Raw genomic sequence first — 25,741 nt, 5'->3', positions numbered from 1 at the left:
AAAAGGAATCATAGCGAACCATGACTCCTTTTCAATGCTTTAAACTCAATACCTTCAACTAAGAAATGCGTTACTCTTGTTACGATTTCTTAGTTTGTCGGATATTAGTTTGCTGCATAAATGCTGATTTCAACACGACGGTTCTGTTCACGACCCGCAGCAGTTGAGTTATCTGCGATTGGGTTTTGTGAGCCATAACCTTGAGTATCAATACGGCTCGCTACACCTTTACCTTTAAGGTAGTTTGCAACTGAATACGCACGGTTTTGAGACAATGGAATATTGATTGAATCATTACCCGTATTATCTGTATAACCCGTAACAAGAATTACACTCTTGTTATCTTCCATTAAAGTTTGAGCAACTTTATTTAAAGTACCGTAGAAGTTCGGCTTAATTGTTGATTTGTTAGTATCAAACGTAATGCTACCAGGCATAATTAACGCAACAGAACCATCTGGATTACGGTTAACTTCTACACCAGTACCCTGCATTTGTTGGCGTAATTTCTTTTCTTTATTGTCTAAATAAAGACCAGTACCCGCACCTAAAAGCGCACCAATTGCTGCTGCACGATTGTTTTGTGCAGATGAGTTTGCATTACCACGAGACAAACCATAGCCCGCTGCTGCACCGATCAAACCACCAATAGCAGATTTGTCGTACTCCATACCACCGATGTTATTACCAGTTGTTTGACAGCCAGAAAGTACTAAAGCCCCTGCTGTAAGTGTTGTAATTAATAGTGCACGCATTGCATGCCTCCAAGTTGTGTTTTTTGTTAGCTTAATTTTGGTATAAAAAACAAAGCACCACTATAGGCGTTTTGTTAACAATCACGTATTTTTTTACATTTTGTAATATTTACAATGAAATTTACAAAAGTGATCATCATAATTTATACATAGTCATTAAATGTGTCTTTTTAAATTGCATTGTAACGACTATATTTAGAGTCTGTGGACAATTCGTCTATGTTTACAACGATGTATATTTTTGAGCGAATACGAGGCAGCAAATCCGAAATCTAGTTATGCTAAATCAAGACTAACATGATTTTCCAAGGCCGCAACGTGATAGTAAAAAATATCCTAGTCGCTTGAACTGGCACTCACAATAAATCATTAGGACTGTTCTATGTCATCTCAACAGCAGAAGCAACCTATTTTAAAAAAAATTACGAAAGGTTTAACCGTTGGCTCAGTGATTACTGGTAGTACTTTTTTTCACGGCCCGCCTGTTTTAGCTTTAGGCTTGACCAAATTATTTAAAAAGTCAAAAAAGGTGGATGAAACCAATATCAACATCACCAATAGTTGGTTAAGCGTCAATAATTGGTTGATTGATCATGTTCTTCCAGAAACACAATGGGACATTACCGTTGATGAAAACTTGGATTTAAATATGCAAGGTCGTTATTTAATGACCTGTAATCATCAAAGTTGGGTCGATACCACCGTAAACCAATATTTTGGCCTAACACGCATGCCTCTCACCCGCTTTTTCACCAAATGGGAACTGATCTTTATACCGTTTGTCGGGCAAGCCTTTAAGATTCTGGGCTTTCCGATGATGAAACGCCATACAAAAGAGCAGATTGCAAAAAATCCTGAACTCAAAACACGTGATATGGAAGAAGCACGTAAAGCCTGTGAGCAGTTATTAAGCCAGCCTTTTACGCTACTCAACTATCTTGAAGGAACTCGCTTTACCCCAGAAAAACATGCTCAACAACAATCACCTTTTACCAATTTACTTAAACCTAAGGCTGGTGGACTCGCACTCGCTTTAAGTATCTTAGGTGATAAGATTGATGCACTGGTGGATATGACCATTGTGTATCCAGATGGTGCACCTGGTTATGGCGAGTTTTGGTTAGGCGAAGTCCCTCGAATTGCAGTCAATATGCGTAAAATTGAGATTCCTGAATGGGTACTGGGCGGCAATTATGAAGATGATGCAGAATATCGCGAACGCTTTCAAAACTGGGTTGATGATTTATGGACTGAAAAAGATCAACTGATTAGCACCATAAAACAAAAATATAACCACTAACTTTCAATTGAAGAAAAACCACAGAATAGGATGGATATGACAGAGCAAGTTCCACCACTCGAAAATAGTACAGAAACGAAAAACGATATGTCACGAGGATGGTGGATCGCTTTTGGTTATGACATCTTTATGATGTTTATTATCATCTTTAACTTATTCTGTTTATGTGCCAATGCTTTTTTAATGAGTAATTTTGGTGATTGGCTTTTCAATGAAATTCATTTACCGCAAGTTTTACAATATTACAAAACCGATCTGCACCCTTGGGTGATTAAAACCGAAAGCTGGTTTATTACCTTTTTGATTGTTGAATTGGGCATTCGCTGGCTCATCGCAATCATCAACAAACACCATGCGCGTTGGTTTTTCTTTCCATTTATTCACTGGTATGAAATTTTAGCAATTATTCCTTATTTACGTTTTTTACGTTTAATTCGGGTCGGTATTATTGCTTACCATTTTCATGAGTTAGGTTATAAGGTCATTCCCGACAACATTCTAAAACGTGTGCTGTTTTATTATCGGGTGGTAATGGAAGAATTGTCTGACCGCGTGGTTATTACAGTCATTGACGGAATCAAACATGAATTAGACACCAGTTCAAGTCATAAGAAAATCATTCATGATTTGATTGACCATCATAGAGAGCGTTTTGCACAAACCTTAGCGGAAGTCTTACAAGAGTCTTTAGCCACTGAATTAAAAGCACAAAGTCATGTGATTAGCCATAATGTTGGACAGATTGTACGTCAAGCCATTGAAGACACTCCGCAATTGACTCAATTATTGCGCATGATCCCAATTGCAGGCAGTATGATTGAAAATCAGATTCAAAATATTGGGCAACAGTTAGGTGAGAATATTACCCAAGGATTGGTGGAACCTTTCACTGAAGGCAATTTACACAATCCAAACGCGACCTATCAACTGATTTCAACCAAATTAAGCCAGTTAAATATTGAAAATCAGAAGCTTGAAGAACTAGTTGAATCTGTAGTCTATGAAAGTTTAGAATCGTTAAGGAAGCAAGTGAAAGTAAAACAATGGCAGCTTGAATTAGAAAAAAATGATCAAGTAAAAGATGAGTGATTCAAAGAATAAGCAATTCATTGAAAATATTTGTATCTTTGCTAGAGAAATCATTCAATATGTTCTAGCATTTGCCCTATTTCACAATTTTTGACGCTTAGATAGAAAAATTTAGGTCACACGCCTTTTAAGGAATAATTATGGCTGATATACGGATTACAGGCAGAATGGTTAATTTTACCCGATTAACCTTCGATACTAATGATCATGATGCCATCCGCCAGCAATTAACGTCAATGATGAGTGAAACCTCTTATCAAGGGGCTTTGGTCATTATTGATACCACAGTTGAACAAGAGCTTATTGCCCTGATTCAACTCATTATCAGTCTAGATTTACAGCCTATGGCTGTGATTGATGGTTTATTGGGTGATCAAGCACGTGCAATTCAATTCCCAGTCTTGCCTGCCGATCGTCCTTTGCAACGGATTAAACCGACGAAAGAACAAGTGGTTGAAACACCAGTAAAAGCACCCGCTGTAGCAACACCAAATGCAAGCGTAGATGCGCCTAAAACATTGAGTCATGTAACCTCATATCATGATGAAATTTTAAGAACTGGACAATGTCTGGTTCAAGATCATGGGGACATCATACTGAATGCTGGTATTAACAGTGGTTCGGAAGTGATTGCTTCAGGAAATATACATATCTATGGCAGTGTTCGTGGTAGAGTCATTGCAGGTGCAGGTGGTAACACCATTGCAAGAATTTTTTGTCATTCACTAGAAGCCGAATTGGTTTCTATTGCAGGAACATATTGTGTGGCAGATGACATTCCTCAAGATGTCATTAAAAAGGCTGTACATATTTACTTGAATGACCAGCAAGAGCTAGTGTTTGAAGCTTTGCAATTTTAAGGTATAAATTAACACCATATAAAACTCGTTTAATCGGGTAAAATGACCATAACAGGAGTGGATTCGGTGGCCAAAATTGTTGTCGTTACATCAGGCAAAGGTGGCGTAGGTAAAACTACGACGAGTGCATCTTTTGCAACAGGATTAGCCCTACGTGGTCATAAAACTGTTGTGATTGATTTCGATGTGGGTTTGCGTAATTTAGATTTGATCATGGGCTGTGAACGCCGCGTGGTGTATGATTTTGTTAATGTCATTAATAACGAAGCACGCTTACAACAAGCCTTGATTCGTGATAAAGATATTGAAAATCTTTATATTTTACCTGCATCACAAACCCGTGATAAAGATGCGTTGAGCGATGATGGTGTTGCTCGTGTAATCGATGAGCTTTCGCAAGAGTTCGATTATATTATTTGTGACTCACCTGCGGGGATTGAGCGTGGCGCGATTTTAGCCATGTATCATGCAGATGAAGCAATTATTGTAACAAACCCAGAAATCTCTTCTGTTCGAGATTCAGACCGTATTATTGGTATGCTCGACAGCAAGACGAAAAAAGTAGAAAACAACGAAGGGCGTGTTCGTAAGCATTTATGTATTACGCGTTTTAACCCTGAACGTGCCGATAAACAAGAAATGTTGACCATTGATGATATCTCAAAAGATATCTTACGTGTACCAACTTTAGGCGTCATTCCAGAGTGCCCTAGCGTACTTCAGGCATCGAATGAAGGTAAACCTGTCATTCTTTACCAAGAAGCATCTGCTGGGCAAGCATATGATGATTTAGTTGCGCGTTTCTTGGGTGAGGAACGTCCTTATCGACATATTACAGTGAAACCTAAGGGTTGGTTAGCACGGTTATTTGGAGCGTAGAAATGGCAGGATTTTGGAGTAAACTTTTTAGCAATGATGACAAACCATCTAGCGCCCAAACTGCTAAAGACCGCTTAAAAGTTATTGTTGCTTCTGAAAACGGTTTGGGCAAACGTTTAAGCCAAGACAAGATTGACCAAATGAAGAAAGAAATCATGCAAGTGGTTAATCGTTATGTCCGTGGTGTGGATGAACAGCATATTCAAATGCAAGTTCGTTCTGAAGCCAACATTGAAATGTTGGAAATGAATATCAATTTACCTGAAGAACGATAATTTCATTATTGATTAGTCAAGTGAATTGATTCAGGGCAAAATATAGGGCAGAGTCAAAAAGCATTGCTTTTACTCATGCAATATATTTTGCCCTTTTTATTTTAGATTTTTTTCAGCTAAATATTGTATTTATCCTTATTAAACAAAAGCTCAATAAGGTTTATATAATGCTGCAAATCAATCATTTGATTTAGAATTATTTTATTTTGAGGAGATGCTGTTATGGCACTTTCACAGCCAGCAACGTTCAATGAAGAATGGTCAGACGAGCGTGTATTTGCCTACTTAGATCAACTTCCTCCTGAAGGTACCAATACAGATTTTCATGTACTTTACCACGCATTTAAACATATGCGCCCATTTGACTATGAGCGTTTGTTGACCAAGTTTGTTGCTGATGGCCGAGACATCAATGCAACCAATCCTGAAGGTCAACGTATTCATGATGTGATCGCAGAATATCCGCGTCAAAAAGAAGGTTTCTTAGACGTATTGGCAAAGTTTGCTTAACGACTAAAATACGCGAATAACACGATACAACTCAATATTGTTAATCAGTAAATGCCTGATGAATTTCATTGGGCATTTTTATTTTATATAACCCTCTTTTTCTCAATGTATATCTCAAGGCTCTCTAACGTAGAGTCATCACTATTGAATACAATGGTTTAAATACTTATACACATCAACATGAATAAACTTTTCTAAAATCCGCTATGTGATTCAGTCTTTAACGATGTTTTAACATCATCCAATCTCGATTTAATTCAAACAACAATATGCTGTGTAAACTAAATCCTACAGTTAACTTATCAACTGCCATAAAAAAACCCAGCTTACGCTGGGTTCTTCGAATCAAGTCAGTGCTTAGTGAGCAGCGAATTGGTTCATTGTGTTTTTAGCATCATCATGCGCTTTAAGTGCATTGTCACCAGAGAAGATTTCTTTGTGATCATCACCGATGTCAGAACCCGCCATTGCTTGGTGTTTAACACAAGCGATACCACCACGGATTTCTTTACGTTGTACGCCAGCAACATAAGCCAACATACCTTCAGTACCGAAGTAACCTTGTGCAAGCTCATGAGTAGAAAGCGCAGCAGTATGGTAAGTCGGAAGTGTAATCAAGTGATGGAATACACCAGCTTCACGAGAAGCATCTGCTTGGAATGTACGGATTTTCGAGTCAGCATCAGCAGCCAATTCAGAAGCATCGTACTCAGCGCTCATTAATTTAGCACGGTCATAAGCAGAAACGTCTTTACCTTCAGCAACCCAACGATCGTAAGCTTGTTGACGGAAGTTTAAAGTCCAGTTGAATGATGGGCTGTTGTTATAAACAAGCTTCGCATTTGGAACTGTTTCACGTACACGGTTAACCATGTGTGCAATTTCTTCAACGTTTGGAGTCGCAGTTTCGATCCAAAGAAGATCTGCACCGTTTTGTAAGCTAGACACGCAGTCAAGTACAACACGGTCAATTTGAGTACCTTCACGGAACTGATATAAGCCAGAAGCTAAACGCTTAGGACGGTGTAATTTACCATCACGTTTAATCAAGATTTCATCTTCTTGAGCATCAGCAATATCAATTTCAGTTGTGTCTAAGTAGCTGATATATTGAGAAGCAATATCACCTGGCTCTTTAACCACTGGGATTTTTTGAGTCAAGTCAGCGCCTTCAGAGTCAGTACGTGCAACGATGATACCGTCATCAAGACCCATTTCTAAGAATGCATAACGTAATGCATGGATTTTAGAGATAAAGTCTTCATGTGGAACTGTTACTTTACCAGCTTGGTGACCACATTGTTTAGCATCAGATACTTGGTTTTCGATTTGTAGTGCACAAGCACCAGCTTCGATCATCTTACGTGCAAGTAAATAAGTCGCTTCTTCGTTACCGAAACCAGCATCGATGTCCGCAATAATTGGCACAACGTGAGTTTGGAAACCGTCGATTTGAGCAGTGATTTCAGCAGCTTTAGCAGTATCACCAGCTTCGTTTGCTTTTTTAAGTGCACGGAATAAATCGTTAAGTTCTTTCGCATCAGCTTGACGTAAGAATGTATAGATTTCAGCGATTAAAGCAGGTACAGAAGTTTTTTCGTGCATAGATTGGTCAGGAAGTGGACCGAATTCTGAACGAAGTGCAGCAACCATCCAACCAGAAAGGTAGATATAACGTTTGCTTGTAGTACCGAAATATTTTTTGTTCGCAATCATTTTTTGTTGTGCAATGAAACCATGCCAGCAACCTAAAGATTGAGTGTATTTACTAGAGTCAGCATCATATTCAGCCATATCACGACGCATGATCGCAGCTGTATATTTAGCGATATCTAAACCAGTTTTGAATTGGTTTTGCATTTGCATACGCGCAGCATCTTCTGGGCTAATATCGCGCCATGTGCTTCCGAATTTTGCTTTTAATTCACGGATTGCATCAATCGCTGTTTGGTATGTAGTCATGATATGTTCCTGTAATAATATTAGGATTTCATCAATCGAAGAGCTAAATCCACTCGGTATTTGTTTGTACAGATTTAGAACACTTCGTTGTTATGGTCTTAGCTTAGATTGACTCCTCAAATTAATCCAATATTCTGAGTTAATTTTCAGTATTTATTTAAAAAATATGTAGATCAAAGTCGTATTATAATTATATAAGAAATCTCTAAACCTTTAATTTATAAAATCTTATACAAAATCCACTCATCTATTTTTTGCTTAAATAGCAGACAATTTACTGATTTTATCGCTATTAGACTTAAGTCTGAGCTTGTAACAAAAAAACCAGAACTGGATTTTTTTGATATAAAAACACCCTAAATGATCAATAATCACACAAAGTATAATCGCCGAATTCATCCATTGAGAAACAATGCTGTTGCTCAAAAATCTGCTGGTCTTGAGGTATAATGAGGAGATTAGGATTTATTCAAGCATGCATCTCAATTTAAAACCAAGACAATAAATCTTGATCCTTCTATAACAATAAATCGCCTGCTGTTTTTTTATCTACTTTTTACACAAAAGCATTTCCTTATGGCATAATCCCCTGTGATTTCTAAATTTTATTTTCGGTATTTTTTTTATGAATCTGGAGCGGGTCGATCTCAACCTCTTAATTTACCTTGACGTTCTTTTACGTGAAAAAAATGTGACTCGTGCTGCTGAACAGCTTGGTGTTACCCAACCCGCAATGAGTAATATTTTACGTCGTCTTCGTAATTTATTTAATGACCCTCTTTTAATTCGTTCTTCTGAAGGTATGACACCAACAGAACGTGCTTTAGAATTACAACCCCGCATCCGTGACGCACTGTCTGATTTATCGATGATTTTGGAACCTCGTACTGAGTTCCGACCTTATACTTCAAACCGTGTATTCCGTATTATGACCTCTGATTATGCCGAAGCGACACTTGTTCCTCGTCTAGTCAAAGCGTTGCGCTCAGAAGCACCGAATGTTGTACTCGACTTTTTAACACCAAGTGACGTGTCATATCGTGACATGGAACAAGGTAAAGTTGATTTAGCCATTAACCGTTTTAATGAAATCCCACAAAGCTTTCACCAAGTTTTGGTATGGCGTGACAGTTTCTCTTGCCTACTCAATAACAAACATCCCGCTTCGAGTAATTTAAATCTTAAAAGTTATTTAGATGCGCAACATATCTGGGTATCAAAAACAGGTATGGGGGTCGGTTTTGGTGTGAATCCTGAGAAACAAGCAGGATTGGGTTGGATTGATCAAGCTTTAGAGCGAATTGGTCAAAAGCGTAAAATTTCAGTCTTTACTCGTCATTATCAAATGCCAGCATTGTTGGCTTCAAATGTCGATTTGATTGCAACATTACCAACCCGTATCGCCCGTTTACAAGCCAAAAGCCAAAATTTACTCATTAAAGATCCGCCTTTTTATATTCCAGAATTTGAATTAAAAATGGCATGGTGCCCGTTACTTCATCATCATCCTGCACATCGTTGGTTACGCCAATTGATTCTTTATGTTGCACGTCAAATGATTGAAGAAGAAAATCGTGAATTTATGCAAAATAATTCGCATTTTTCTCAATATTAATAGGAATTTTCTTAAATTCTTATCATTTCAAGCTTATACTAATTCCAGATCGGTAGTGTGTTACTCACTACCACCCCCTTTTATGTGTTAAAAATATCTCATAATAATGATGATCCATAGGTGGATTCGTGAGCCTGTTCCAGAATATCCTAATCATCGCTGTCCTCATCGCAGGAGCTGGTTTTTTATCTTTAACTGAAATCGCCCTTGCAGGTGCGCGTAAAGTTAAACTGAAAATTCTTGCCGAATCTGGCGATGAGCGAGCACAAAAAGTCCTAGACTTACAGCAAAACTCTGCCGATTTCTTTGCCGCATCCCAAATCGGTTTAAATGCTGTTGCTATTCTTGGCGGTATTTTAGGTGAAGGTGCCTTTCGCCCTTATTTTCTTGAATTTGTCTCGCGTTTCTATGTCGGAAATTGGACGGAAACCATTAGCTTTGTCCTCTCATTTACTTTAGTCACTTCACTGTTTATTCTTTTTGCCGATTTAATGCCAAAACGTATGGCAATGATTGCACCGGAAAAAATTGCGGTTTCAGTCATTAATCCCATCCAGATCTTTATCGTGGTTTGTAAACCTTTAGCTTGGTTTATCAATGCGGTGGCTAATTTGTTGTTCCGCTTGTTTAAAGTCAATACAACACGTGAAGACAACATTACCTTTGATGATATTTCAGCGGTGATGGATGCAGGTGCTCAGGCAGGTGTTTTACAAAAGCAAGAACATCACTTTATTGAAAATGTATTTGAACTTGAAGAACGTAATGTTCCATCTAGTATGACCCCACGTGAAAATGTGGTGTTTTTTACTTTAAAAGAACCAGAAGAAAGTATCCGCCAAAAACTGGCTGAATACCCTTATTCTAAGTTCCTGGTTTGTAACGAAACCATTGACCAAGTGATTGGCTATGTAGATGCCAAAGATATTTTGGTACGGATTCTCAATAATCAAAAAATTAATCAGCTGCACGAATCAACTATTCGTACAGTATTAACCATTCCTGACTCATTGACCCTTTCTGAACTTCTTGACCGCTTCCGCTCAAGCAAAGAAAAATTTGCGGTGGTATTTAATGAATACGCGCTTGTGGTTGGTGTTATTACCCTGTCAGATATCATGATCACTGTGATGGGCGACTGGGTTACACCAATGGATGAAGAGCTACAAATCATTAAACGGGATAACAACTCATGGTTGATCGATGGGAGTACCCCAATTGAAGACATGAAGCATGCCTTAGCCATTGATGAAATGCCAGATGAAGAAAACTATGAAACACTGGCGGGTTTTATGATGTATCAGTTAAGAAAAATTCCCAAACCAGCTGACACGGTGATTTTTGGTGGTTATAAATTTGAAGTGGTCGATGTAGATCATTTTAAAATTGACCAGCTACTAGTCACTCGATTACTTGAAAAAGCAGAACCATTGAGCTCAGAAGATTCTTCACAGTAAGTTTCTTTAGCGTATTTAAAGCTTAGCAATCACCTTGCTAAGCTTTTTTTATGCAAAGCAGTACTTCAATATTAAAAGTCCCAGAGCGTCTTTGATTAGATTATGGGCTTTTGATTTATAAATTTTAAAAATATGAAAATTAACATGAACTCAATTTTTAAAAACCAAAAAAATAATATATTTAAAAATCAATATCTTATATTTTGCAACCATTTTGGTGCAAAAATAATATTCATTTTTAAATATCTGTTTTGAATACTCTATTTATTTAAAAAATAGTACTGAATTCAGTATTTCTACAAGGATATTTTAATTTAATCAAATAACTATTAGCATGCTTCTGCTTAAAAAACTAAAAGACTTCTGTTAAAAAAGTCTCATTCAAGGATCGAACTATGCTAACCGTATTAGGTTTGGGCATGATTTTGTGCTTTATGTACTTAATCATGTCTAGACGAATGACTGCGCTTGCAGCACTCACACTTATTCCAATTTTATTTGCATTAATCGCTTACGGTCTTAGCTTCTATTTCGATAGCCTTGGGCATTTAGAAATCAAACAGCTCGGTGAAATGATGCTTGACGGTGTGAAAAAACTTGCACCAACAGGCGTAATGCTACTTTTTGCAATTCTCTATTTTGCCATCATGATTGACACGGGATTGTTTGATCCTTCTGTAAAGTTCATCTTAAAGCTGGTCAAAGGTGATCCACTTAAAGTCGTAATTGGTACCATTACCCTGACACTCATCGTCTCTCTTGATGGTGATGGTTCAACCACCTACATGATTTGTGTGGCAGCAATGCTTCCGCTCTATAAAAAATTAGGTATGAGCCCGCTGATTATGGCGTGTTTAATGATGCTGGCAAGTGGGATCATGAACCTTACCCCTTGGGGTGGACCAACGGCACGTGCTGCAAGTGCGCTGCATGTAGAGGCGAGTGAAATCTTTGTGCCTATGGTTCTACCAATGTTGGTTGCTATTCTTTGGCTATACTTTGTCGGTTTTATGTATGGCCGTATGGAACGTAAACGCTTAGGTATTATTGAACTTGATGTTAGTCATGGTGATGACATTCAAATTTCAACGAACCCAGAAGCAAATCGTGCACATTTAAGATGGTTCAATGGCTTATTAACCGTTGTACTGATGATCTGTTTGGTGAAAGGTGTGTTGCCTTTACCGATCTTATTTATGATCGCGCTTTGTATTGCATTGGTGGTGAACTATAAAGATGTCGATATGCAAAAATCTTTGGTTGCCCATCATGCAGGCAGTGCCCTAAACGTTGTGGGTATTATTTTTGCCGCAGGGATTTTTACTGGGATTCTTTCAGGGACAGGCATGGTTGATGCGATGTCGAAAGAATTGGTGGCGATTATTCCACAAAGTATGGGGCCTTTCTTAGCACCAATTACTGCTGTGATTAGTATGCCTTTGACCTTCTTTATGTCGAATGATGCTTTCTATTATGGGGTGTTACCGATCCTTTCAGAAGCAGCAAGTCATTATGGTATTACACCTGTAGAAATGGCACGTGCTTCAATTGTCGGCCAACCTGTGCACTTACTGTCACCATTAGTTCCTTCTACCTATTTGTTATGTGGATTGGCTGGTATCGAATTTGGACAGCATCAGAAGTTCACCATTAAATGGGCGATTCTGACCTGTTTAGTAATGCTGGTTGCAGCCATGCTGCTCGGTGTATTCCCACTCTATTCAACACTTCACTAATAGACAAAAGCCGATATTTATATCGGCTTTTTTTCATTTTAAATAGATTATTTTCATCATCATCTATTTAAAATAATGATTTATTTACAATCAAATCCAATTAAGGATGAATCAAGACATCGAGCAACGCTTGATAATGAATTGAAATGTCATCTTCTAAAATTTTATAGGCACTATCGAACTGCACCATTGGCCAGCCTTCTTTCCAGAAAGGAAAAATATTATGCAGGTCACGCGTCACGGTGGCATCTTCACGAATAATCGCTTGAGCAACTTGCGATAGCACTTGAGCAGTTTCTGCACCATCAATGGCTAAATAATCGATACCTTTTGCTTTTAAAATACGGACACGATCTTTCTTATAACGAATTTTCTTGGCTTGCGCTTCATTTAAATTTAAAGCCAAAGTCACTGCTTCAACAAGTTTGTCTTCAAAGCTTTGATGTAAAGCAACCAATGCCTGTTTATGTGCTTCTTGACGCCCTGCTTTTCCACCATCACGAATGATTTTTTGTGCTTCAACATTCAGTTCATCCGATTTCATCGACTGAAGAATGTCTAAAATTTCAATATCACTTAATGAAGCAGAAGAATCTGTCATGGGAGTCCTAAAACAAAAATAAATAGAAACTCTATTTTCGCACAATTTTAAAATTAAGTCAGAGATAATGTTACTCTACTGCGATGTATCTCGACCTGATCAAATAATAATAAAGGATGATATTTCAATGTCTGTTTTAGCCCTACTCGCTTGTACCAGTTTTTATTCCGCCTTGTATCTCATCTATTTTTATTTTGCTCAACAACCACGACTTCTGTTCCTTGTGCTAGCAGTGGTTTTATTCGTATTTGCTTACCGAATTACACCGGCGGTTTATCAAAAGGAACGACAAACTTTTAACCGCACCTTGAATCATGGAAATTGGCTGACCTTGCCGCTTTACACATGCTGGCAATTGTTTATCTTGCCTATACGCTTGTTACTGTCCAAATTTCTTGATTAAGACCATTCGATAAAATCTTATCAATAAGCATAAACTGACAATTTTTTGCTTTCTTAATTGAGATTTTTTTGCTATTGATTTGATATGCCAATAAAAAGTGAAACCTTATGAAAGCTGTTGCTTATAAAAAACCATTCGCAATTTCAGAAGCCAATGTTTTTTCCGAAATCGAAATCGAACAGCCAGTTGCAACAGGTCATGACTTACTGATTGAGGTCAAAGCCATTTCAATCAATCCAGTCGATATCAAAATGCGACAGCGTACTTCGCCAGACAATGATACTTGGAAAATTTTGGGTCATGATGCGGTTGGGATCGTGAAAGCAGTCGGAGAAAAAGTTCAAAATTTTAAAGTGGGTGATGAAGTTTTTTATGCGGGTTCAAACCAAAGGCAAGGTTCTTATGCTGAATTCCAATTGGTCGATGAACGTATCGTTGGACTAAAACCTAAATCATTGAGTGATGCAGAAGCCGCAGCCTTACCATTAACGTCGCTCACCGCATATGAAATGTTATTTGACCGTTTAAAAATCCAAGACACCAAAGTTGAAAAACCTGTGATTTTAGTCATTGGCGCTGCAGGTGGTGTAGGATCTATTACGGTTCAATTGTTAAAAGTACTGACTGAATTTACTGTTATTGCCACAGCTTCCCGCCCTGAATCTAAAGCATGGCTGACTGATATTGGCGCAGATTATATTGTGGATCATAGCCAACCATTAGAACAGCAAATCCTAGACTTGAATATTGGGCTACCTCATTATATTTTTTCAATTAATGGTACAGGGCGATATACACAAGCCATTGCCAATTTGATTGCACCCCAAGGCCATTTTGGTTTAATTGATGATCCTGAAAACTTTATCATTAACCCGTTTAAAGTTAAGTCTGTTTCTGTTCATTGGGAATCAATGTTTACCCGCTCTACATTCCAAACCAAAGACCTTAGCCGACAAGGTGATATTTTAAATAAAGTTTCAAAATTAGTTGATGACCAAAGAATCAAAACCACTTTGGGACAAAACCTTGGTCAAATCAATGTTGAACATATAACCCAAGCTCATACATTGATTGAGTCAGGTAAAAGCATTGGTAAGATCGTATTAGCAGGCTTTTAATCGCTGATTTTTAATGGCGACTTCAATCTGTACGAGTTAGATTGAAATCGCCTTACACATTTATAAACAAAGGCAAAAGCTTAAAGTTTTGTATAACAACGTGAGCTTAAATCACTTCCACCACAACTTTACCAATATGCTCACCAGTATCCATACATGCATGCGCAGCTTGGATCTGATCAAACTTAAATGTTTTATAAATCATGGGCAAACATTCACCTTTTGCCCACAGTGGAACGACTTTTTCCATCAAACCTTTGGCAATTTCAGCTTTTTCAGCAGTTGTACGCGCACGCATTGTTGAACCAGTAATAGTAAGACGTTTCATCATAATCTGTCCTAATTTTACTTCTTTGGCCTTTGCACCACCCAAAAATGCGATATAAACCAAACGCCCGTCTCTACGAAGTAGGTTTAGATTTTGATCTAGATAAGGCGCCCCAACCATATCAAGAATAATATCGACACCCTCATTTTGGGTCTTTTCATAAATGACTTGTTCAAAGTCTTGAGTCTTATAATTAATCGCATCGGTCAAATGGCGAATGGCTTGAATCTTCTCATCAGAACCTACCGTTGCAAAGCTTTTCAAACCGAATGATTGCGCTAACATTAACGCGGTTGTACCAATACCACTTGAGCCACCATGTACCAATAGTGTTTCACCTGCTTTGGCATGCGCCATTTGGAAAACATTGGCCCATACAGTAAAGAAGGTTTCAGGTATTGCTGCAGCTTGAACAAAACTTACAGCTTCTGGAATATTAATAGTTTGAGATTCTGGCACGACACAATATTCTGCATAACCACCACCGTTGGTCAATCCACAAACCTTATCCCCCACTGTGAATAAAGTGACATTTTCACCTACTGCAATCACTTCTCCAGCAACTTCCAAACCGGGAACAGGTGTCACCCCTTTTGGCATAGGATATAAGCCTTGACGCTGTAAAATATCAGGCCGATTAATCCCAAATGCATGGACTTTAACCAAAACTTCATCTGCTTTGGGTTGAGGAATTTCTACCGTTTCATAAGCCAGTTTTTCTATACCACCGGGTTCTGTAATAATGACCTGTTGCATATTCTTTGTAGACATACTTTCTTTCCTATTCCATTCATTACTTTTCATGTTTTCTGTATTTGAACATAAACCAGTGCATGTGCAAATATTTCGCCACCAATGTCTACAAAATAGCGTGGGTATCCTTACAAAAATATAGTTTTCAATTGTTTATATAGCTAAAAGCTGGCTAAAACAGCTTTAAAATAAAGACTTGCATAAATGACATAAACATTTAGTCACAATGTCCAGTTTAGCACTTGATTCAAATTGTATTTTTGCTATGGTCATACCAATCATAGCGTATGTGATTAAGCTTCAACCTATAATTTGAAATAAAAATAATCTCAATAAAACATATTATCAAGGAGCTGATAATGATGAAAATCAACAAAGTACTGCTTGCGCTCTTCTCGATTTATATACCGAGTTCAGCACTCTATGCAGCAGCAATGGATAGATCAGGACAATCTATTTCTGCATTCCTTCAACCCAATCATTATTTTGAAGCAGGAATTTCAATACTAGATCCAACGGTGACGGGTAAAGAAGCAGATGTTTCAGCGACTCGTCGTAATATTCAAGATATGGGAGATGACTACTATTTTCCAAATGCAGCAATCAAATTGCAAATCGCAGACAAAGTTTCATTTGGTTTGTTATACGATCAACCCTTTGGGGCAAAAGTAAAATACGCTGGCAATAATATTTTTGTCACAGATGATAAGACAACGATACTAGATCAAAAATTACTTAATTCAATGATTGATCAAAAATTTTCTGCTTTAAGTTCGGAACAAAAAGTCGCGCTAACATTGCAAGCTCAAGGGGTTAACTTAAATTCGGCCGAAGGTCAAATCAAGTACAATCAAACGCTTAATGCATACAACACCAATGAAACGGTAAAAAACCAGATTAATACTGGCGTTAAAGCAGAGATTAGCAACCAAGTCGATGCCACTAAAGCTTATCTTGGTAAAGGTAATACATCAGCTAAAGTAGATTCAGAAAGTCTCAGTATGATTTTTGGTTATCAACCTATGAAAAATTTAAATTTATATGCAGGAGGTGTTTATCAAACCATTGAAGGAGAACTGCATTTAAGAGGTCAAGCCACCAGTGTATACAATGGTTATGATGCAACCATGAAAAAAGATAATGGTATCGGCTGGCTCGCAGGTATTGCTTATCAAATTCCCGAAATTGCCTTCAAAACTGCTATAACCTACCGTTCTGAAATTGACCATGAAACTGCGACGACTGAAAATATCTCAAGCTTACCCGCACTGGTTAAACTTGGTGTCATTTCTGATGCTGTGGCAAATAAAATTGCCAGTAGCAAGAGTGAATCTAAAATCACCACACCTCAATCGGTGAATTTAGATTTACAAAGTGGTGTTATGAAAGACACTGTTGCTTTTGCCAATGTACGCTGGGTAAATTGGAAAAATTTTAGGATTCAGCCCGTTCAATTTGGTGCAATTTCTAAAATCGTCGGACAGCTGCCTTCTGTCGCGCAACCCAATGGTTTTGATTTATTGTCGTATTCTAAAGATCAATGGTCTGCCAATGTTGGTGTAGGACGTAAACTTACCGAGCAATGGATGGCTAATGTTTCTGTAGGCTGGGACTCTGGTGCAGGAAATCCAGTTACAGCACTTGGACCAACTGAAGGTTATTGGAATGTGGGTATTGGTGCTCAATTTAGCCCTACAGCTCAGACCTTTATTGCTGGTGGTGTTAAATATTTTTGGTTAGGTGATGCTGAAGGGCAAATCGCTTCACAGGCAGGTAAAACAAGCTATGTTGCTGATTTTACAGATAACCATGCGCTCGCTTATGGTTTAAAAATAGGTTATCGCTTTTAATTGATTATATTTTTGACAAGTAAGCATGTAATTCTTAACGATTTACATGCTTTTTTATTGCCATTTTTAAACATCAAAAAACCATATTGATCATTTTTTGTTTGCTAATTTAATTTTACCCTGATAATATTCAAACACAAATTAGTTTTACCCAGATAAAAATATCTAAAGGTTTTAAAATCAATACTGAAAATACCTACACTGCCTTTATTGGCAATGACCGTTTAATCACTGATTCGCTGTTAAACGTGGCATTAACCATTAAGACTCAACAAAATACCTCCACACCTGTGTTGATTTTTAATGATCAAACAGGCCAAGCCATTGATGTTAATACCATAGGATCTACATCAGATATTCAACAACGTTATGCTGAACCTGAAGCAGTTAAAAAAGTTGGACGTCCTAAATTAGGGGTAATTTCTCGTGAAATCACTTTGCAGCAAAAGCATTGGGATTGGTTAGATCAACAAAGTTCAAGTGCATCTGCCGTGATTCGAAAATTGATTGACCAAGAGTTAAATAACCCCGATTCAGCAAGTAATAAAATGTTGGCAAAACAGGCAACTGATCGTTTTATGTTAGCAATGTCAGGCAATATGCCCAATTATGAGGAAGCCACTCGTGCTTTATATCAAGGTAATCAAGCGCTGTTTTTAGAATTGATTCACGACTATCCAAACGATTTACGGACGTATTTGATTTTAAAAACGCAACATGCTTTTTAACTACAATATTCGCAACTATATAAAAATAAAATGCGCTAAGCCTTTGGGATTAGGGCATTTTTTATAATCATCGGCACACGATTGATCATTAAATTATTTTTGTTGTTCGGACTCATCACAAGCTTGTTTTAAACGTTGCATTACCATCAGATCCATAGATGCCGTCATCATTGCATGATAGTTTCGGCATTCTTTGGTCGGTTCCTGTATTCTTGGTTGGTTTGAGGCACAAGCGGCCAATATGCTTGTAATTCCTATCAGGAAAAATGTTTTCATTACATGACCTACCATTAAATCTTAACTTGAATTAAAGCTAAATTTTATTGCTTGTACTGTTGCAAGTCTGTTTTGATCGTATTCCATCAATGTTAATTCTTCTTATTTTAAAGCTTTCACAACGGTACCGTTCATTGAAATTCTAAATAGATTCAGTCGAGCACTGCAAAAAAGTACTAGTTGACTCTTGCAGAGGATAAAAATTTTAAAACCCCTTTATTTATAATAAGATATATGCTCTAAGTATTAAACAATGCAAAATTAAAAATGCTTTAATCTATATGATGTTGATTAATATTATCTTGTATATATTAAATTTTTTGCATCAAAAAACCCACTTTTCAAGTGGGTTTTTTTAAATCAATCCAATCTGTTAAAGACGAACCAATTCCACAATTTTTTCAGCCAATTCTTCAACTGCTTCTTGAGCAAATGCTACATCAGCACCCTGTTCAACATCCGTCACCACCACAACACCAGTTTGACGAAGCAATGCAACTTGGTCGCTTGATAAACCTGCTTTTGCAATTGCAACAACACCTTGTTGAATCAACAAGCTTTCAAGAGATTGTGCATGTTTAAGTACTTGAGCTGATACAGCAACTACAGCAGGTTTTTGACCTAAACGTGCAGCACGAGCTTCAGCAGTGACAGGTTCATTGTGTGCAGTCCATTCAACCGCAGCTTCAACCATACCCGCACCAACAGTCACATTACTTAAACGGTCAATGAAGATAAAAGAACCCGTATAACGACTGTCATGATAACGGTCAAATACCACTGGTGCATCAAACTCAATCGTTACATCTGCAATTGCATTTAAATCAAGCTGTTCAACTTGCATTTTTTCCAATGTGTTGACATTGGTACGATAGTTGATCTTTGCAACCTTAGCAGGAATGGTTTGTGTACCAAACTTCACATTATAAAGTTTGCCCAACACTAAAGGCTGATCAGTCATCCATACGACTGTTGCACGAGCAGAACGGGAAATCAGTGGTTGCTCACCCGCTTTAACCAGCACGTTACCACGCGAAATATCGATTTCATCATTTAACGTTAGCGTTACAGCCTGACCTGCAATAGCATGCGCTAAGTTACCATCAAAAGTGACAATTTCTTTCACTGTTGACTTCTTACCAGACGGTAAAGCCACAATTTCATCACCAACTTTGATTTCACCTAAAGCAATCGTACCGCAGAAACCACGAAAATCGAGGTTAGGACGGTTCACATATTGCACAGGAAAGCGGAATTCATGCTTGCTTACATCATGTGTAATTTCAACAGTTTCCAATGTTTCCATCAAGGTTTTACCTTGATACCACGGCGTATTTTCGGATTTATTTACAACGTTATCGCCATTCAATGCAGAAATTGGCGAGAAGATGATATTGGCAGGTTTACGCTCACCCAATTGATTGACAAAATTATTGTACTCAACTTGAATTTCATTGAAACGCGCTTCAGAGAATTCAACCAAGTCCATTTTGTTAATCGCAACTACGATATTACGAATACCCAATAGACTCGCAATAAAGGTATGACGACGAGTTTGTGTTTGTACGCCATAACGAGCATCAATCAAGATGATTGCAAGATCTGCGGTAGATGCACCTGTGGCCATGTTACGAGTATATTGCTCATGCCCTGGTGTATCAGCAATGATAAACTTACGCTTTTCAGTAGAAAAATAACGATAAGCCACATCAATGGTAATACCTTGCTCACGTTCAGCTTGTAAACCATCGACAAGCAAGGCCAAATCAGGTGCATCACCTGTTGTACCCACTTTTTTCGAATCACGGGTTACTGCTTGTAATTGATCTTCATAAATCAATTTTGAATCGTAAAGTAAACGACCAATTAATGTTGATTTACCATCGTCCACATTACCGCAAGTCAAAAATCTTAACAGGTCTTTATTTTCGTGCTGTTTTAAATATGCCAAGATATCTTGGCTAATTAATTCTGATTGATGAGACATTGCTCAAAGCTCCACAATATTTTGAAATCGGTTGCTATATCTTTAAATCCTCCTAAGTCCTCCGTTTTCTTGCTGGAGTTCCCCCCTCTTTTATAAAGAGGGGTTAGGGGGAGATTCATATAAAAAATACTTAGAAATAGCCTTCTTGCTTTTTCTTTTCCATCGAACCTGCTTCATCATGGTCAATCATACGACCTTGACGTTCAGAGCTGGTGGCTAAAAGCATTTCTTGGATAATTTCAGGCAGTGTTGTTGCCGTTGATTCAACTGCACCTGTCAACGGGTAACAGCCCAAAGTACGGAAACGTACCGATTTCATTTGTGGAACTTCACCTTCTTTTAAACGCATACGTTCATCATCCACCATGATCAACGTACCACTACGTTCAACAACTGGACGTTCAGCTGCTAAATACAAAGGTACCAAAGGAATACTTTCTTGGTAGATATATTGCCAAATGTCTAACTCAGTCCAGTTTGACAATGGGAATACACGGATACTCTCGCCTTTATTGACTTTACCGTTATAAAGATTCCAAAGCTCTGGGCGTTGGTTTTTAGGATCCCAACGATGTTTAGCATCACGGAAAGAATAAACACGTTCTTTTGCACGTGACTTTTCTTCATCACGGCGTGCACCACCAAATGCAGCATCAAACTGATATTTATCCAATGCCTGTTTTAAGCCTTGGGTTTTCATAATATCAGTATATTTTGAGCTACCATAATCAAATGGGTTTACGCCTGCATCTTTACCTTCTTTGTTTTGATGCACGATCAGATCAAAACCGTGTTCTTTTGCCATGTTGTCACGGAATTTAATCATGTCCTTAAACTTCCAGCCTGTGTCGACATGCAACAGTGGGAAAGGAAGTTTAGCAGGATAAAATGCTTTTAAAGCAAGATGCAGCATGACAGCTGAGTCTTTCCCGATTGAGTAAAGCATCACTGGATTTTCAAACTCAGCAGCAACTTCACGGATGATATGAATACTCTCAGCTTCAAGCTGTTTTAGATGAGTAAGTCTTTCCTCAGATATAGGCATTGACAGCACCAGCTCACAAAAACGTGTACTTATTACACATATTAAAATTTATATTCATTATAGTGATTTACACCTCAACCCTTTTGCTTGTTTTTTTATATTCATATATAAAAACATCATAAGCAACAACAAGAGATCGGTATGACCACACAAATTATTGCACTAGAACAGATTGATTTTGAGCAATGGCTTCCACTTTGGCGCGGCTATTTAACATTTTATAAATCACAACTCAGTGACGAACAAATAAGATTATCTTGGAAGCGAATCACAAATCCTGAACAAGTTGATATGTTTGGTTTTGCCATCAAAGTAAATGGTCAGGTAGTTGGCTTTGTACATTTGATTGCACATATGAGCATGTGGACAGATTTACCCTATTGTTATCTACAAGATTTATTTGTGGATGAAGCTTTTAGGAATCAAGGTTTAGCACGACAATTAATCGAGCATTGTTATCAGGTCTGCGCAACAAAGTTTGACCGTGTTTATTGGCTCACTCAAGAATCCAATATTAACGCCCAACACCTTTATGATCGTATTGCGAGTAAAACAGGATTTATCCAATATAAAAAGGCATTAACATAACTTATTTTAGATGTAATTCATTTAAAAAAATTAAAGATCTGCATATCAAATAATTCAACCAACAATCTAAAACTAAAAATCGCTTCTTTTGTAAAAATTTTAAAGAAGCGATTTTAGCTTAGTCCCAACTTATCAAACTGTATATGCTTAAAATTAGTATATACAGCCGATAACTCAGGGCTTAATGGCCGAATAATGCTTTATCTAAAGGAATTTCAATTCCTACAGAAGCACCTGCATCATTGCCATGTACATCAGAATCACTCACCCAACCATTAATTTTTAATGGCATAGTCGGTTTAATATAATGTGTCCAAGTTAAATCTAATGCTTTAATTTTGTCTTTTTCTGGGAAGGCTAAGTTGATTTGCTTATCACCAAAGAGAGCAGCAGATTGGTTGACTTTGGCATAGATTGCACGACCAGATAAACGATTCATCACATCAAAGCGAATATCACCACCGACAGAAATCATTTCACCATCACCACCCATTGCATGCCCCAATGGGAAACCTTGTTGGTAATAACCATCTTTATAAACATGATGACTATAAGAAATACCTAATGGATCGCCATTTGTTTCTGTATTCGCCCATTCAACATAAAGCTGGTACGGCAAATTTTTAAAACTTGAGGAATAGTCAGCACCAGCTAAATACATTTTTTTAGAGGGTAGTAAACCCGCTTCATCTTCCCCAATATATTGCCCATAGAAACTCATAGGAACATTCAACAAAGATTGAAGATTTAAACGCGCATCAAATCCAGCAAGCTGGTTGGATGGATTGCCCACCCCCGTACAAGTGCTATCCGCACACTCATTGTCTTTTCCAATAAAAGCATTCCAATAAGCTTTTGCACTTCCTGGTTGACCTTCTCCATCAATTTGGAAAGCACGTGATGCACCAATTTCTAAATAAGGTAAAGGTTGTGCAGTTAAGCGCAATCCCATTAAACGTGCATCAGGTACAGCCGTATAATCATTTAACTGCCCAGCAAATGCTTGATATTGCCAAGGGCCAATCCAAGACAACCATTTAGATTCAAAAGCCTTTTGTTCAGCACGTTGTACAGTAAAACCATAAACTGGACGGCTGGCATCACCACGAATCAAACTACCATCATGTCCTGGTCCCCAATATGTTGGGATTTGACCCGCAATAACCCACTGATTCCATAGTTTTCCTGCAATGTATGAACCTTCCACATTGACATCTTGACCGTTATCAATGTGCGGATCTTTTTCACCATTCACACGAAGCTTTGCATCCCAGTTTTCACCGCCTGCATTAAATTCTAATGAACCCACATACTGTGCTTTTGCACTGTCCCCAAAAGCTTGAGGAATATTTTTTTGATCAGTTTCAGCAAACAAACCTAATTTTGCGGTTTGATTATCTGCTTTTAGTGCATTTTGAATTGAATCAATAACTTTTTGTTGGGTATTGTTTAAAACTTTTGCTTGAGATAAGGCACGTTGAATTTCATCCCCACTCATTGGCCAAGTCGATGTACTGATTTGAATCACACCTTGCTGATTTAACCAGTTCAAATCTGTGCGAATATCTTCATTATTTAATACAATTCCCTGTGCAAATACAGGTAAAGACATTCCAAGTAATACAGCAGCACAAAGTGATTTTCTTAAATACATGCTCATTTTTCTCAAGTTTGATTTACAACCACACCTTAATTTTTTTATAAGTTTTTTTCAATGGTGAAATTGTGTTATTCATATTTTAAAATTCCATTATCCAAAAGAAAATGAGTGCACCAAAGTGCACTCATTTTCTTTTAAATTCAGATAATAACGATCATTCAGCTTTTAAAATAATCGCCATCACTAACTTTTAAATTAAAATACTTTTAAAAATAACCAGAATAAACCGCCCGATAAACAAATCGTTGCAGGTAAGGTAAAAATCCATGCAGAAAGAATCGTTTTGACTGTTGCAAAATTCAATCCAGCTTTATTGGCAACCATGGTTCCTGCAACCGCACTATTGAGTACATGAGTCGTTGAAACGGGTAAACCAAAACCATCTGCAGCAGCGATTGTCGACATTGCCACAAGTTCAGCAGACATCCCTTGACCATAGGTCATATGATGTTTACCAATACGCTCGCCCACAGTAACCACAATACGTTTCCATCCCACCATTGTTCCTAAACCCAGTGCCAATGCCACAGCAACTTTTACCCAGTTTGGAATATATTGGAGGAAAGAATCTAAGTTTTTGCGATACTCTTTTACCACTTTGCCTTGAGCTTCATCCATTTTTGGAAGTTGATCCGCTTTATCCAAGCGTTTAAAAGCCGTGGTGCTTAAGTACATATCATTACGTAATGAAGATACTTCAGATTCTGGGATATCTTTGAGATCACCAAATTTACCAACACGCTCGCCCAAATGATCAGTCAAACTGGCCAATGCAGGAACAACTTCAGGATTCATTTCTTTGGTTTGGATAAATTTAGTGATGGTTACACGCGCTTGTTCATCTGGAATATCGGCATGCTGTGCATAAATTGCCGTCGCAGTTTGACCAGACAATTGTGAGAATGACTGTAAATGCTGTTGGTCTAAACCTCTATTCAACGAATAAGCCAAAGGCACAATACCAATCAAAATCAGCATGATTAAGCCCATACCTTTTTGCCCGTCATTTGAACCATGTGCAAAGCTTACACCGGTACAGGTGAAAATCAGAATTGCACGGATCAAAGGTGGTGGTGGCTTATTGCCTTCAGGGGGTTGGAACAACTCAAGTTGTTTTTTAAATATTTTTTTAACAATCAAAAATACAATTGCTGCAAATGCAAAACCAATCAAAGGAGAAAACAGTAATGCTTTACCCACTTTAAGCACTTGATCCATGTCTACACCACTTGCACCCGTTGAAGCGTGCAAAATGTAGTTCATGATGCCTACACCCAAAATTGAACCAATCAAGGTATGAGAGCTCGATGCCGGAATACCTAAGAACCAAGTGCCTAAATTCCACAGAATCGCCGCAATCAGCATGGCAAAAACCATAGCAAAACCAGCGCCACTGCCTACATTCATGATCAGTTCAACAGGAAGTAAGGCAATAATTCCATAGGCAACTGCACCACTGGCAACCATTACCCCAAGGAAGTTACAAAAGCCTGCCCACATCACTGCTACAGGTGCAGGCAATGCATTGGTATAGATCACGGTTGCTACAGCATTGGCTGTATCATGAAAACCATTTACAAACTCAAAACCCAAAGCGATAAATAACGCTGTCGCTAAAAGAATCACTGAATAAAGGCTTAACGGTGGAACATGTGCTAAATCTGCACTAACTTGCACCCCAATATAAATCAAGGTAGCAATGATAATCGTCAGAAACACCGGCATAAAAAATTTCGGTGTTGGTACATGTACATTCGTCGATTTAGCAGCTTGAGACGATTGTGCAGAATCTGAGACGGGAGGTAAATTCGAATTCATGCAGAAAGTTAGCGAATATTAGAATGCGCTTATTGTTCAATTAAATTGTGACAATTATATGACAAATAGAGGTCATATGAAGTGAAATTTATAATTATTTCACTTCAGTATTTCGCTACACAAGCGACAAAATTAATATTTTTTTTAT

Annotated in this window: 23 protein-coding genes; 14 read left to right on the top strand and 9 right to left on the bottom strand. The window is 37.9% G+C overall.

Annotated elements, in window-relative coordinates; all coding sequences use genetic code 11:
- Positions 1-104: 104 nt before the first annotated feature.
- Positions 105-755 (bottom strand): YiaD family glycine zipper/OmpA-like lipoprotein, encoded by a 651-nt coding sequence (locus ACZ5QH_RS04390; protein WP_004722751.1) that lies wholly within the window; start codon positions 753-755, stop codon positions 105-107.
- Positions 756-1,137: 382 nt separating this feature from the next.
- Between ACZ5QH_RS04390 and ACZ5QH_RS04385 the strand changes: the two genes are divergently transcribed.
- From ACZ5QH_RS04385 to ACZ5QH_RS04360, 6 genes are all read left to right on the top strand, one after another.
- Positions 1,138-2,055, top strand: a complete 918-nt coding sequence (locus ACZ5QH_RS04385; RefSeq protein ID WP_004722754.1) for an acyltransferase — start codon at positions 1,138-1,140, stop codon at positions 2,053-2,055.
- 36 nt (positions 2,056-2,091) lie between these two features.
- On the top strand, positions 2,092-3,144 hold the full coding sequence (locus ACZ5QH_RS04380; RefSeq protein ID WP_004819389.1) for a hypothetical protein: 1,053 nt from the start codon (positions 2,092-2,094) through the stop codon (positions 3,142-3,144).
- Positions 3,145-3,284: 140 nt separating this feature from the next.
- Positions 3,285-4,004, top strand: coding sequence for a septum site-determining protein MinC (gene minC / locus ACZ5QH_RS04375; protein WP_004819387.1), 720 nt, complete (start codon positions 3,285-3,287; stop codon positions 4,002-4,004).
- Between the two features lie 66 nt (positions 4,005-4,070).
- Positions 4,071-4,883 (top strand): septum site-determining protein MinD, encoded by an 813-nt coding sequence (minD, locus tag ACZ5QH_RS04370; protein ID WP_004722761.1) that lies wholly within the window; start codon positions 4,071-4,073, stop codon positions 4,881-4,883.
- A gap of 2 nt (positions 4,884-4,885) precedes the next feature.
- Complete coding sequence (gene minE, locus ACZ5QH_RS04365) at positions 4,886-5,158, top strand: cell division topological specificity factor MinE (protein WP_004722763.1); 273 nt, start codon at positions 4,886-4,888, stop codon at positions 5,156-5,158.
- A gap of 222 nt (positions 5,159-5,380) precedes the next feature.
- A complete protein-coding gene (locus ACZ5QH_RS04360; RefSeq protein WP_004722766.1) occupies positions 5,381-5,668 on the top strand; it encodes a PA4642 family protein in 288 nt (95 codons plus the stop codon).
- Between the two features lie 357 nt (positions 5,669-6,025).
- Here ACZ5QH_RS04360 and ACZ5QH_RS04355 read toward each other — a convergent pair whose 3' ends face one another.
- Entirely contained in the window at positions 6,026-7,630 is a 1,605-nt protein-coding gene (locus ACZ5QH_RS04355; RefSeq protein ID WP_004722767.1) for an isocitrate lyase, read from the bottom strand.
- A 625-nt stretch (positions 7,631-8,255) separates the two neighbouring features.
- Between ACZ5QH_RS04355 and ACZ5QH_RS04350 the strand changes: the two genes are divergently transcribed.
- The 3 genes from ACZ5QH_RS04350 to ACZ5QH_RS04340 all read left to right on the top strand — a co-directional run bounded on the left by ACZ5QH_RS04350 (position 8,256) and on the right by ACZ5QH_RS04340 (position 12,438).
- On the top strand, positions 8,256-9,245 hold the full coding sequence (locus tag ACZ5QH_RS04350) for a LysR family transcriptional regulator (protein WP_004722769.1): 990 nt from the start codon (positions 8,256-8,258) through the stop codon (positions 9,243-9,245).
- Positions 9,246-9,373: 128 nt separating this feature from the next.
- A complete protein-coding gene (gene paeA, locus ACZ5QH_RS04345) occupies positions 9,374-10,702 on the top strand; it encodes a polyamine export protein PaeA (protein ID WP_303577093.1) in 1,329 nt (442 codons plus the stop codon).
- A 395-nt stretch (positions 10,703-11,097) separates the two neighbouring features.
- Complete coding sequence (locus tag ACZ5QH_RS04340) at positions 11,098-12,438, top strand: CitMHS family transporter (RefSeq protein ID WP_034611001.1); 1,341 nt, start codon at positions 11,098-11,100, stop codon at positions 12,436-12,438.
- Between the two features lie 100 nt (positions 12,439-12,538).
- Here the strand turns inward: ACZ5QH_RS04340 and ACZ5QH_RS04335 are convergent, their stop codons facing one another.
- Positions 12,539-13,039 (bottom strand): hypothetical protein, encoded by a 501-nt coding sequence (locus ACZ5QH_RS04335; RefSeq protein ID WP_004819381.1) that lies wholly within the window; start codon positions 13,037-13,039, stop codon positions 12,539-12,541.
- Between the two features lie 127 nt (positions 13,040-13,166).
- Between ACZ5QH_RS04335 and ACZ5QH_RS04330 the strand changes: the two genes are divergently transcribed.
- Both ACZ5QH_RS04330 and ACZ5QH_RS04325 read left to right on the top strand, forming a co-directional pair.
- On the top strand, positions 13,167-13,442 hold the full coding sequence (locus ACZ5QH_RS04330; protein WP_303577092.1) for a hypothetical protein: 276 nt from the start codon (positions 13,167-13,169) through the stop codon (positions 13,440-13,442).
- A 107-nt stretch (positions 13,443-13,549) separates the two neighbouring features.
- Complete coding sequence (locus tag ACZ5QH_RS04325) at positions 13,550-14,560, top strand: zinc-binding alcohol dehydrogenase family protein (RefSeq protein WP_303577091.1); 1,011 nt, start codon at positions 13,550-13,552, stop codon at positions 14,558-14,560.
- 106 nt (positions 14,561-14,666) lie between these two features.
- On the opposite strand, the gene ACZ5QH_RS04320 is transcribed toward ACZ5QH_RS04325, so the two are convergent.
- Complete coding sequence (locus ACZ5QH_RS04320) at positions 14,667-15,659, bottom strand: NAD(P)H-quinone oxidoreductase (protein WP_239046367.1); 993 nt, start codon at positions 15,657-15,659, stop codon at positions 14,667-14,669.
- 344 nt (positions 15,660-16,003) lie between these two features.
- Between ACZ5QH_RS04320 and ACZ5QH_RS04315 the strand changes: the two genes are divergently transcribed.
- Positions 16,004-17,491 carry a long-chain fatty acid transporter gene (locus ACZ5QH_RS04315; RefSeq protein ID WP_303577147.1) on the top strand — a complete coding sequence of 496 codons (1,488 nt, stop codon included), beginning with the start codon at positions 16,004-16,006 and terminating at the stop codon, positions 17,489-17,491.
- Positions 17,492-17,670: 179 nt separating this feature from the next.
- Entirely contained in the window at positions 17,671-18,219 is a 549-nt protein-coding gene (locus ACZ5QH_RS04310) for a DUF2239 family protein (protein ID WP_303577146.1), read from the top strand.
- Positions 18,220-18,312: 93 nt separating this feature from the next.
- On the opposite strand, the gene ACZ5QH_RS04305 is transcribed toward ACZ5QH_RS04310, so the two are convergent.
- The 3 genes from ACZ5QH_RS04305 to cysD all read right to left on the bottom strand — a co-directional run bounded on the left by ACZ5QH_RS04305 (position 18,313) and on the right by cysD (position 21,521).
- A complete protein-coding gene (locus tag ACZ5QH_RS04305) occupies positions 18,313-18,495 on the bottom strand; it encodes a hypothetical protein (RefSeq protein ID WP_464016775.1) in 183 nt (60 codons plus the stop codon).
- 373 nt (positions 18,496-18,868) lie between these two features.
- Positions 18,869-20,482 carry a sulfate adenylyltransferase subunit CysN gene (cysN, locus tag ACZ5QH_RS04300; protein WP_303577089.1) on the bottom strand — a complete coding sequence of 538 codons (1,614 nt, stop codon included), beginning with the start codon at positions 20,480-20,482 and terminating at the stop codon, positions 18,869-18,871.
- A 130-nt stretch (positions 20,483-20,612) separates the two neighbouring features.
- Positions 20,613-21,521, bottom strand: coding sequence for a sulfate adenylyltransferase subunit CysD (cysD, locus tag ACZ5QH_RS04295; protein WP_171066897.1), 909 nt, complete (start codon positions 21,519-21,521; stop codon positions 20,613-20,615).
- 147 nt (positions 21,522-21,668) lie between these two features.
- Between cysD and ACZ5QH_RS04290 the strand changes: the two genes are divergently transcribed.
- Positions 21,669-22,115 (top strand): GNAT family N-acetyltransferase, encoded by a 447-nt coding sequence (locus tag ACZ5QH_RS04290; RefSeq protein WP_303577088.1) that lies wholly within the window; start codon positions 21,669-21,671, stop codon positions 22,113-22,115.
- Positions 22,116-22,296: 181 nt separating this feature from the next.
- Here the strand turns inward: ACZ5QH_RS04290 and ACZ5QH_RS04285 are convergent, their stop codons facing one another.
- Together ACZ5QH_RS04285 and ACZ5QH_RS04280 are read right to left on the bottom strand one after the other, a co-directional pair.
- The gene (locus tag ACZ5QH_RS04285) at positions 22,297-23,769 is read right to left on the bottom strand and encodes a capsule assembly Wzi family protein (RefSeq protein ID WP_303577087.1); all 1,473 of its coding nucleotides are present in this window, start codon (positions 23,767-23,769) and stop codon (positions 22,297-22,299) included.
- A 201-nt stretch (positions 23,770-23,970) separates the two neighbouring features.
- Positions 23,971-25,593 (bottom strand): inorganic phosphate transporter, encoded by a 1,623-nt coding sequence (locus ACZ5QH_RS04280; protein ID WP_303577086.1) that lies wholly within the window; start codon positions 25,591-25,593, stop codon positions 23,971-23,973.
- Positions 25,594-25,741 lie beyond the last annotated feature (148 nt).

It is taken from the genome of Acinetobacter sp. Ac8, from assembly GCF_055392545.1.
Note: the sequence above shows the minus strand (reverse complement) of the source record. Positions and strands in the feature narration are given on the sequence as shown.

Excerpts from the sequence above, each read along its gene's own strand:
- ACZ5QH_RS04390 (WP_004722751.1), bottom strand. The coding sequence starts at position 755 with ATGCGTGCACTATTAATTACAACACTTACAGCAGGGGCTTTAGTACTT.
- ACZ5QH_RS04385 (WP_004722754.1), top strand. The coding sequence starts at position 1,138 with ATGTCATCTCAACAGCAGAAGCAACCTATTTTAAAAAAAATTACGAAA.
- ACZ5QH_RS04380 (WP_004819389.1), top strand. The coding sequence starts at position 2,092 with ATGACAGAGCAAGTTCCACCACTCGAAAATAGTACAGAAACGAAAAAC.
- minC (WP_004819387.1), top strand. The coding sequence starts at position 3,285 with ATGGCTGATATACGGATTACAGGCAGAATGGTTAATTTTACCCGATTA.
- minE (WP_004722763.1), top strand. The coding sequence starts at position 4,886 with ATGGCAGGATTTTGGAGTAAACTTTTTAGCAATGATGACAAACCATCT.
- ACZ5QH_RS04360 (WP_004722766.1), top strand. The coding sequence starts at position 5,381 with ATGGCACTTTCACAGCCAGCAACGTTCAATGAAGAATGGTCAGACGAG.
- ACZ5QH_RS04355 (WP_004722767.1), bottom strand. The coding sequence starts at position 7,630 with ATGACTACATACCAAACAGCGATTGATGCAATCCGTGAATTAAAAGCA.
- ACZ5QH_RS04350 (WP_004722769.1), top strand. The coding sequence starts at position 8,256 with ATGAATCTGGAGCGGGTCGATCTCAACCTCTTAATTTACCTTGACGTT.
- ACZ5QH_RS04340 (WP_034611001.1), top strand. The coding sequence starts at position 11,098 with ATGCTAACCGTATTAGGTTTGGGCATGATTTTGTGCTTTATGTACTTA.
- ACZ5QH_RS04335 (WP_004819381.1), bottom strand. The coding sequence starts at position 13,039 with ATGACAGATTCTTCTGCTTCATTAAGTGATATTGAAATTTTAGACATT.
- ACZ5QH_RS04330 (WP_303577092.1), top strand. The coding sequence starts at position 13,167 with ATGTCTGTTTTAGCCCTACTCGCTTGTACCAGTTTTTATTCCGCCTTG.
- ACZ5QH_RS04325 (WP_303577091.1), top strand. The coding sequence starts at position 13,550 with ATGAAAGCTGTTGCTTATAAAAAACCATTCGCAATTTCAGAAGCCAAT.
- ACZ5QH_RS04320 (WP_239046367.1), bottom strand. The coding sequence starts at position 15,659 with ATGTCTACAAAGAATATGCAACAGGTCATTATTACAGAACCCGGTGGT.
- ACZ5QH_RS04315 (WP_303577147.1), top strand. The coding sequence starts at position 16,004 with ATGAAAATCAACAAAGTACTGCTTGCGCTCTTCTCGATTTATATACCG.
- ACZ5QH_RS04305 (WP_464016775.1), bottom strand. The coding sequence starts at position 18,495 with ATGAAAACATTTTTCCTGATAGGAATTACAAGCATATTGGCCGCTTGT.
- cysN (WP_303577089.1), bottom strand. The coding sequence starts at position 20,482 with ATGTCTCATCAATCAGAATTAATTAGCCAAGATATCTTGGCATATTTA.
- ACZ5QH_RS04290 (WP_303577088.1), top strand. The coding sequence starts at position 21,669 with ATGACCACACAAATTATTGCACTAGAACAGATTGATTTTGAGCAATGG.
- ACZ5QH_RS04285 (WP_303577087.1), bottom strand. The coding sequence starts at position 23,769 with ATGTATTTAAGAAAATCACTTTGTGCTGCTGTATTACTTGGAATGTCT.
- ACZ5QH_RS04280 (WP_303577086.1), bottom strand. The coding sequence starts at position 25,593 with ATGAATTCGAATTTACCTCCCGTCTCAGATTCTGCACAATCGTCTCAA.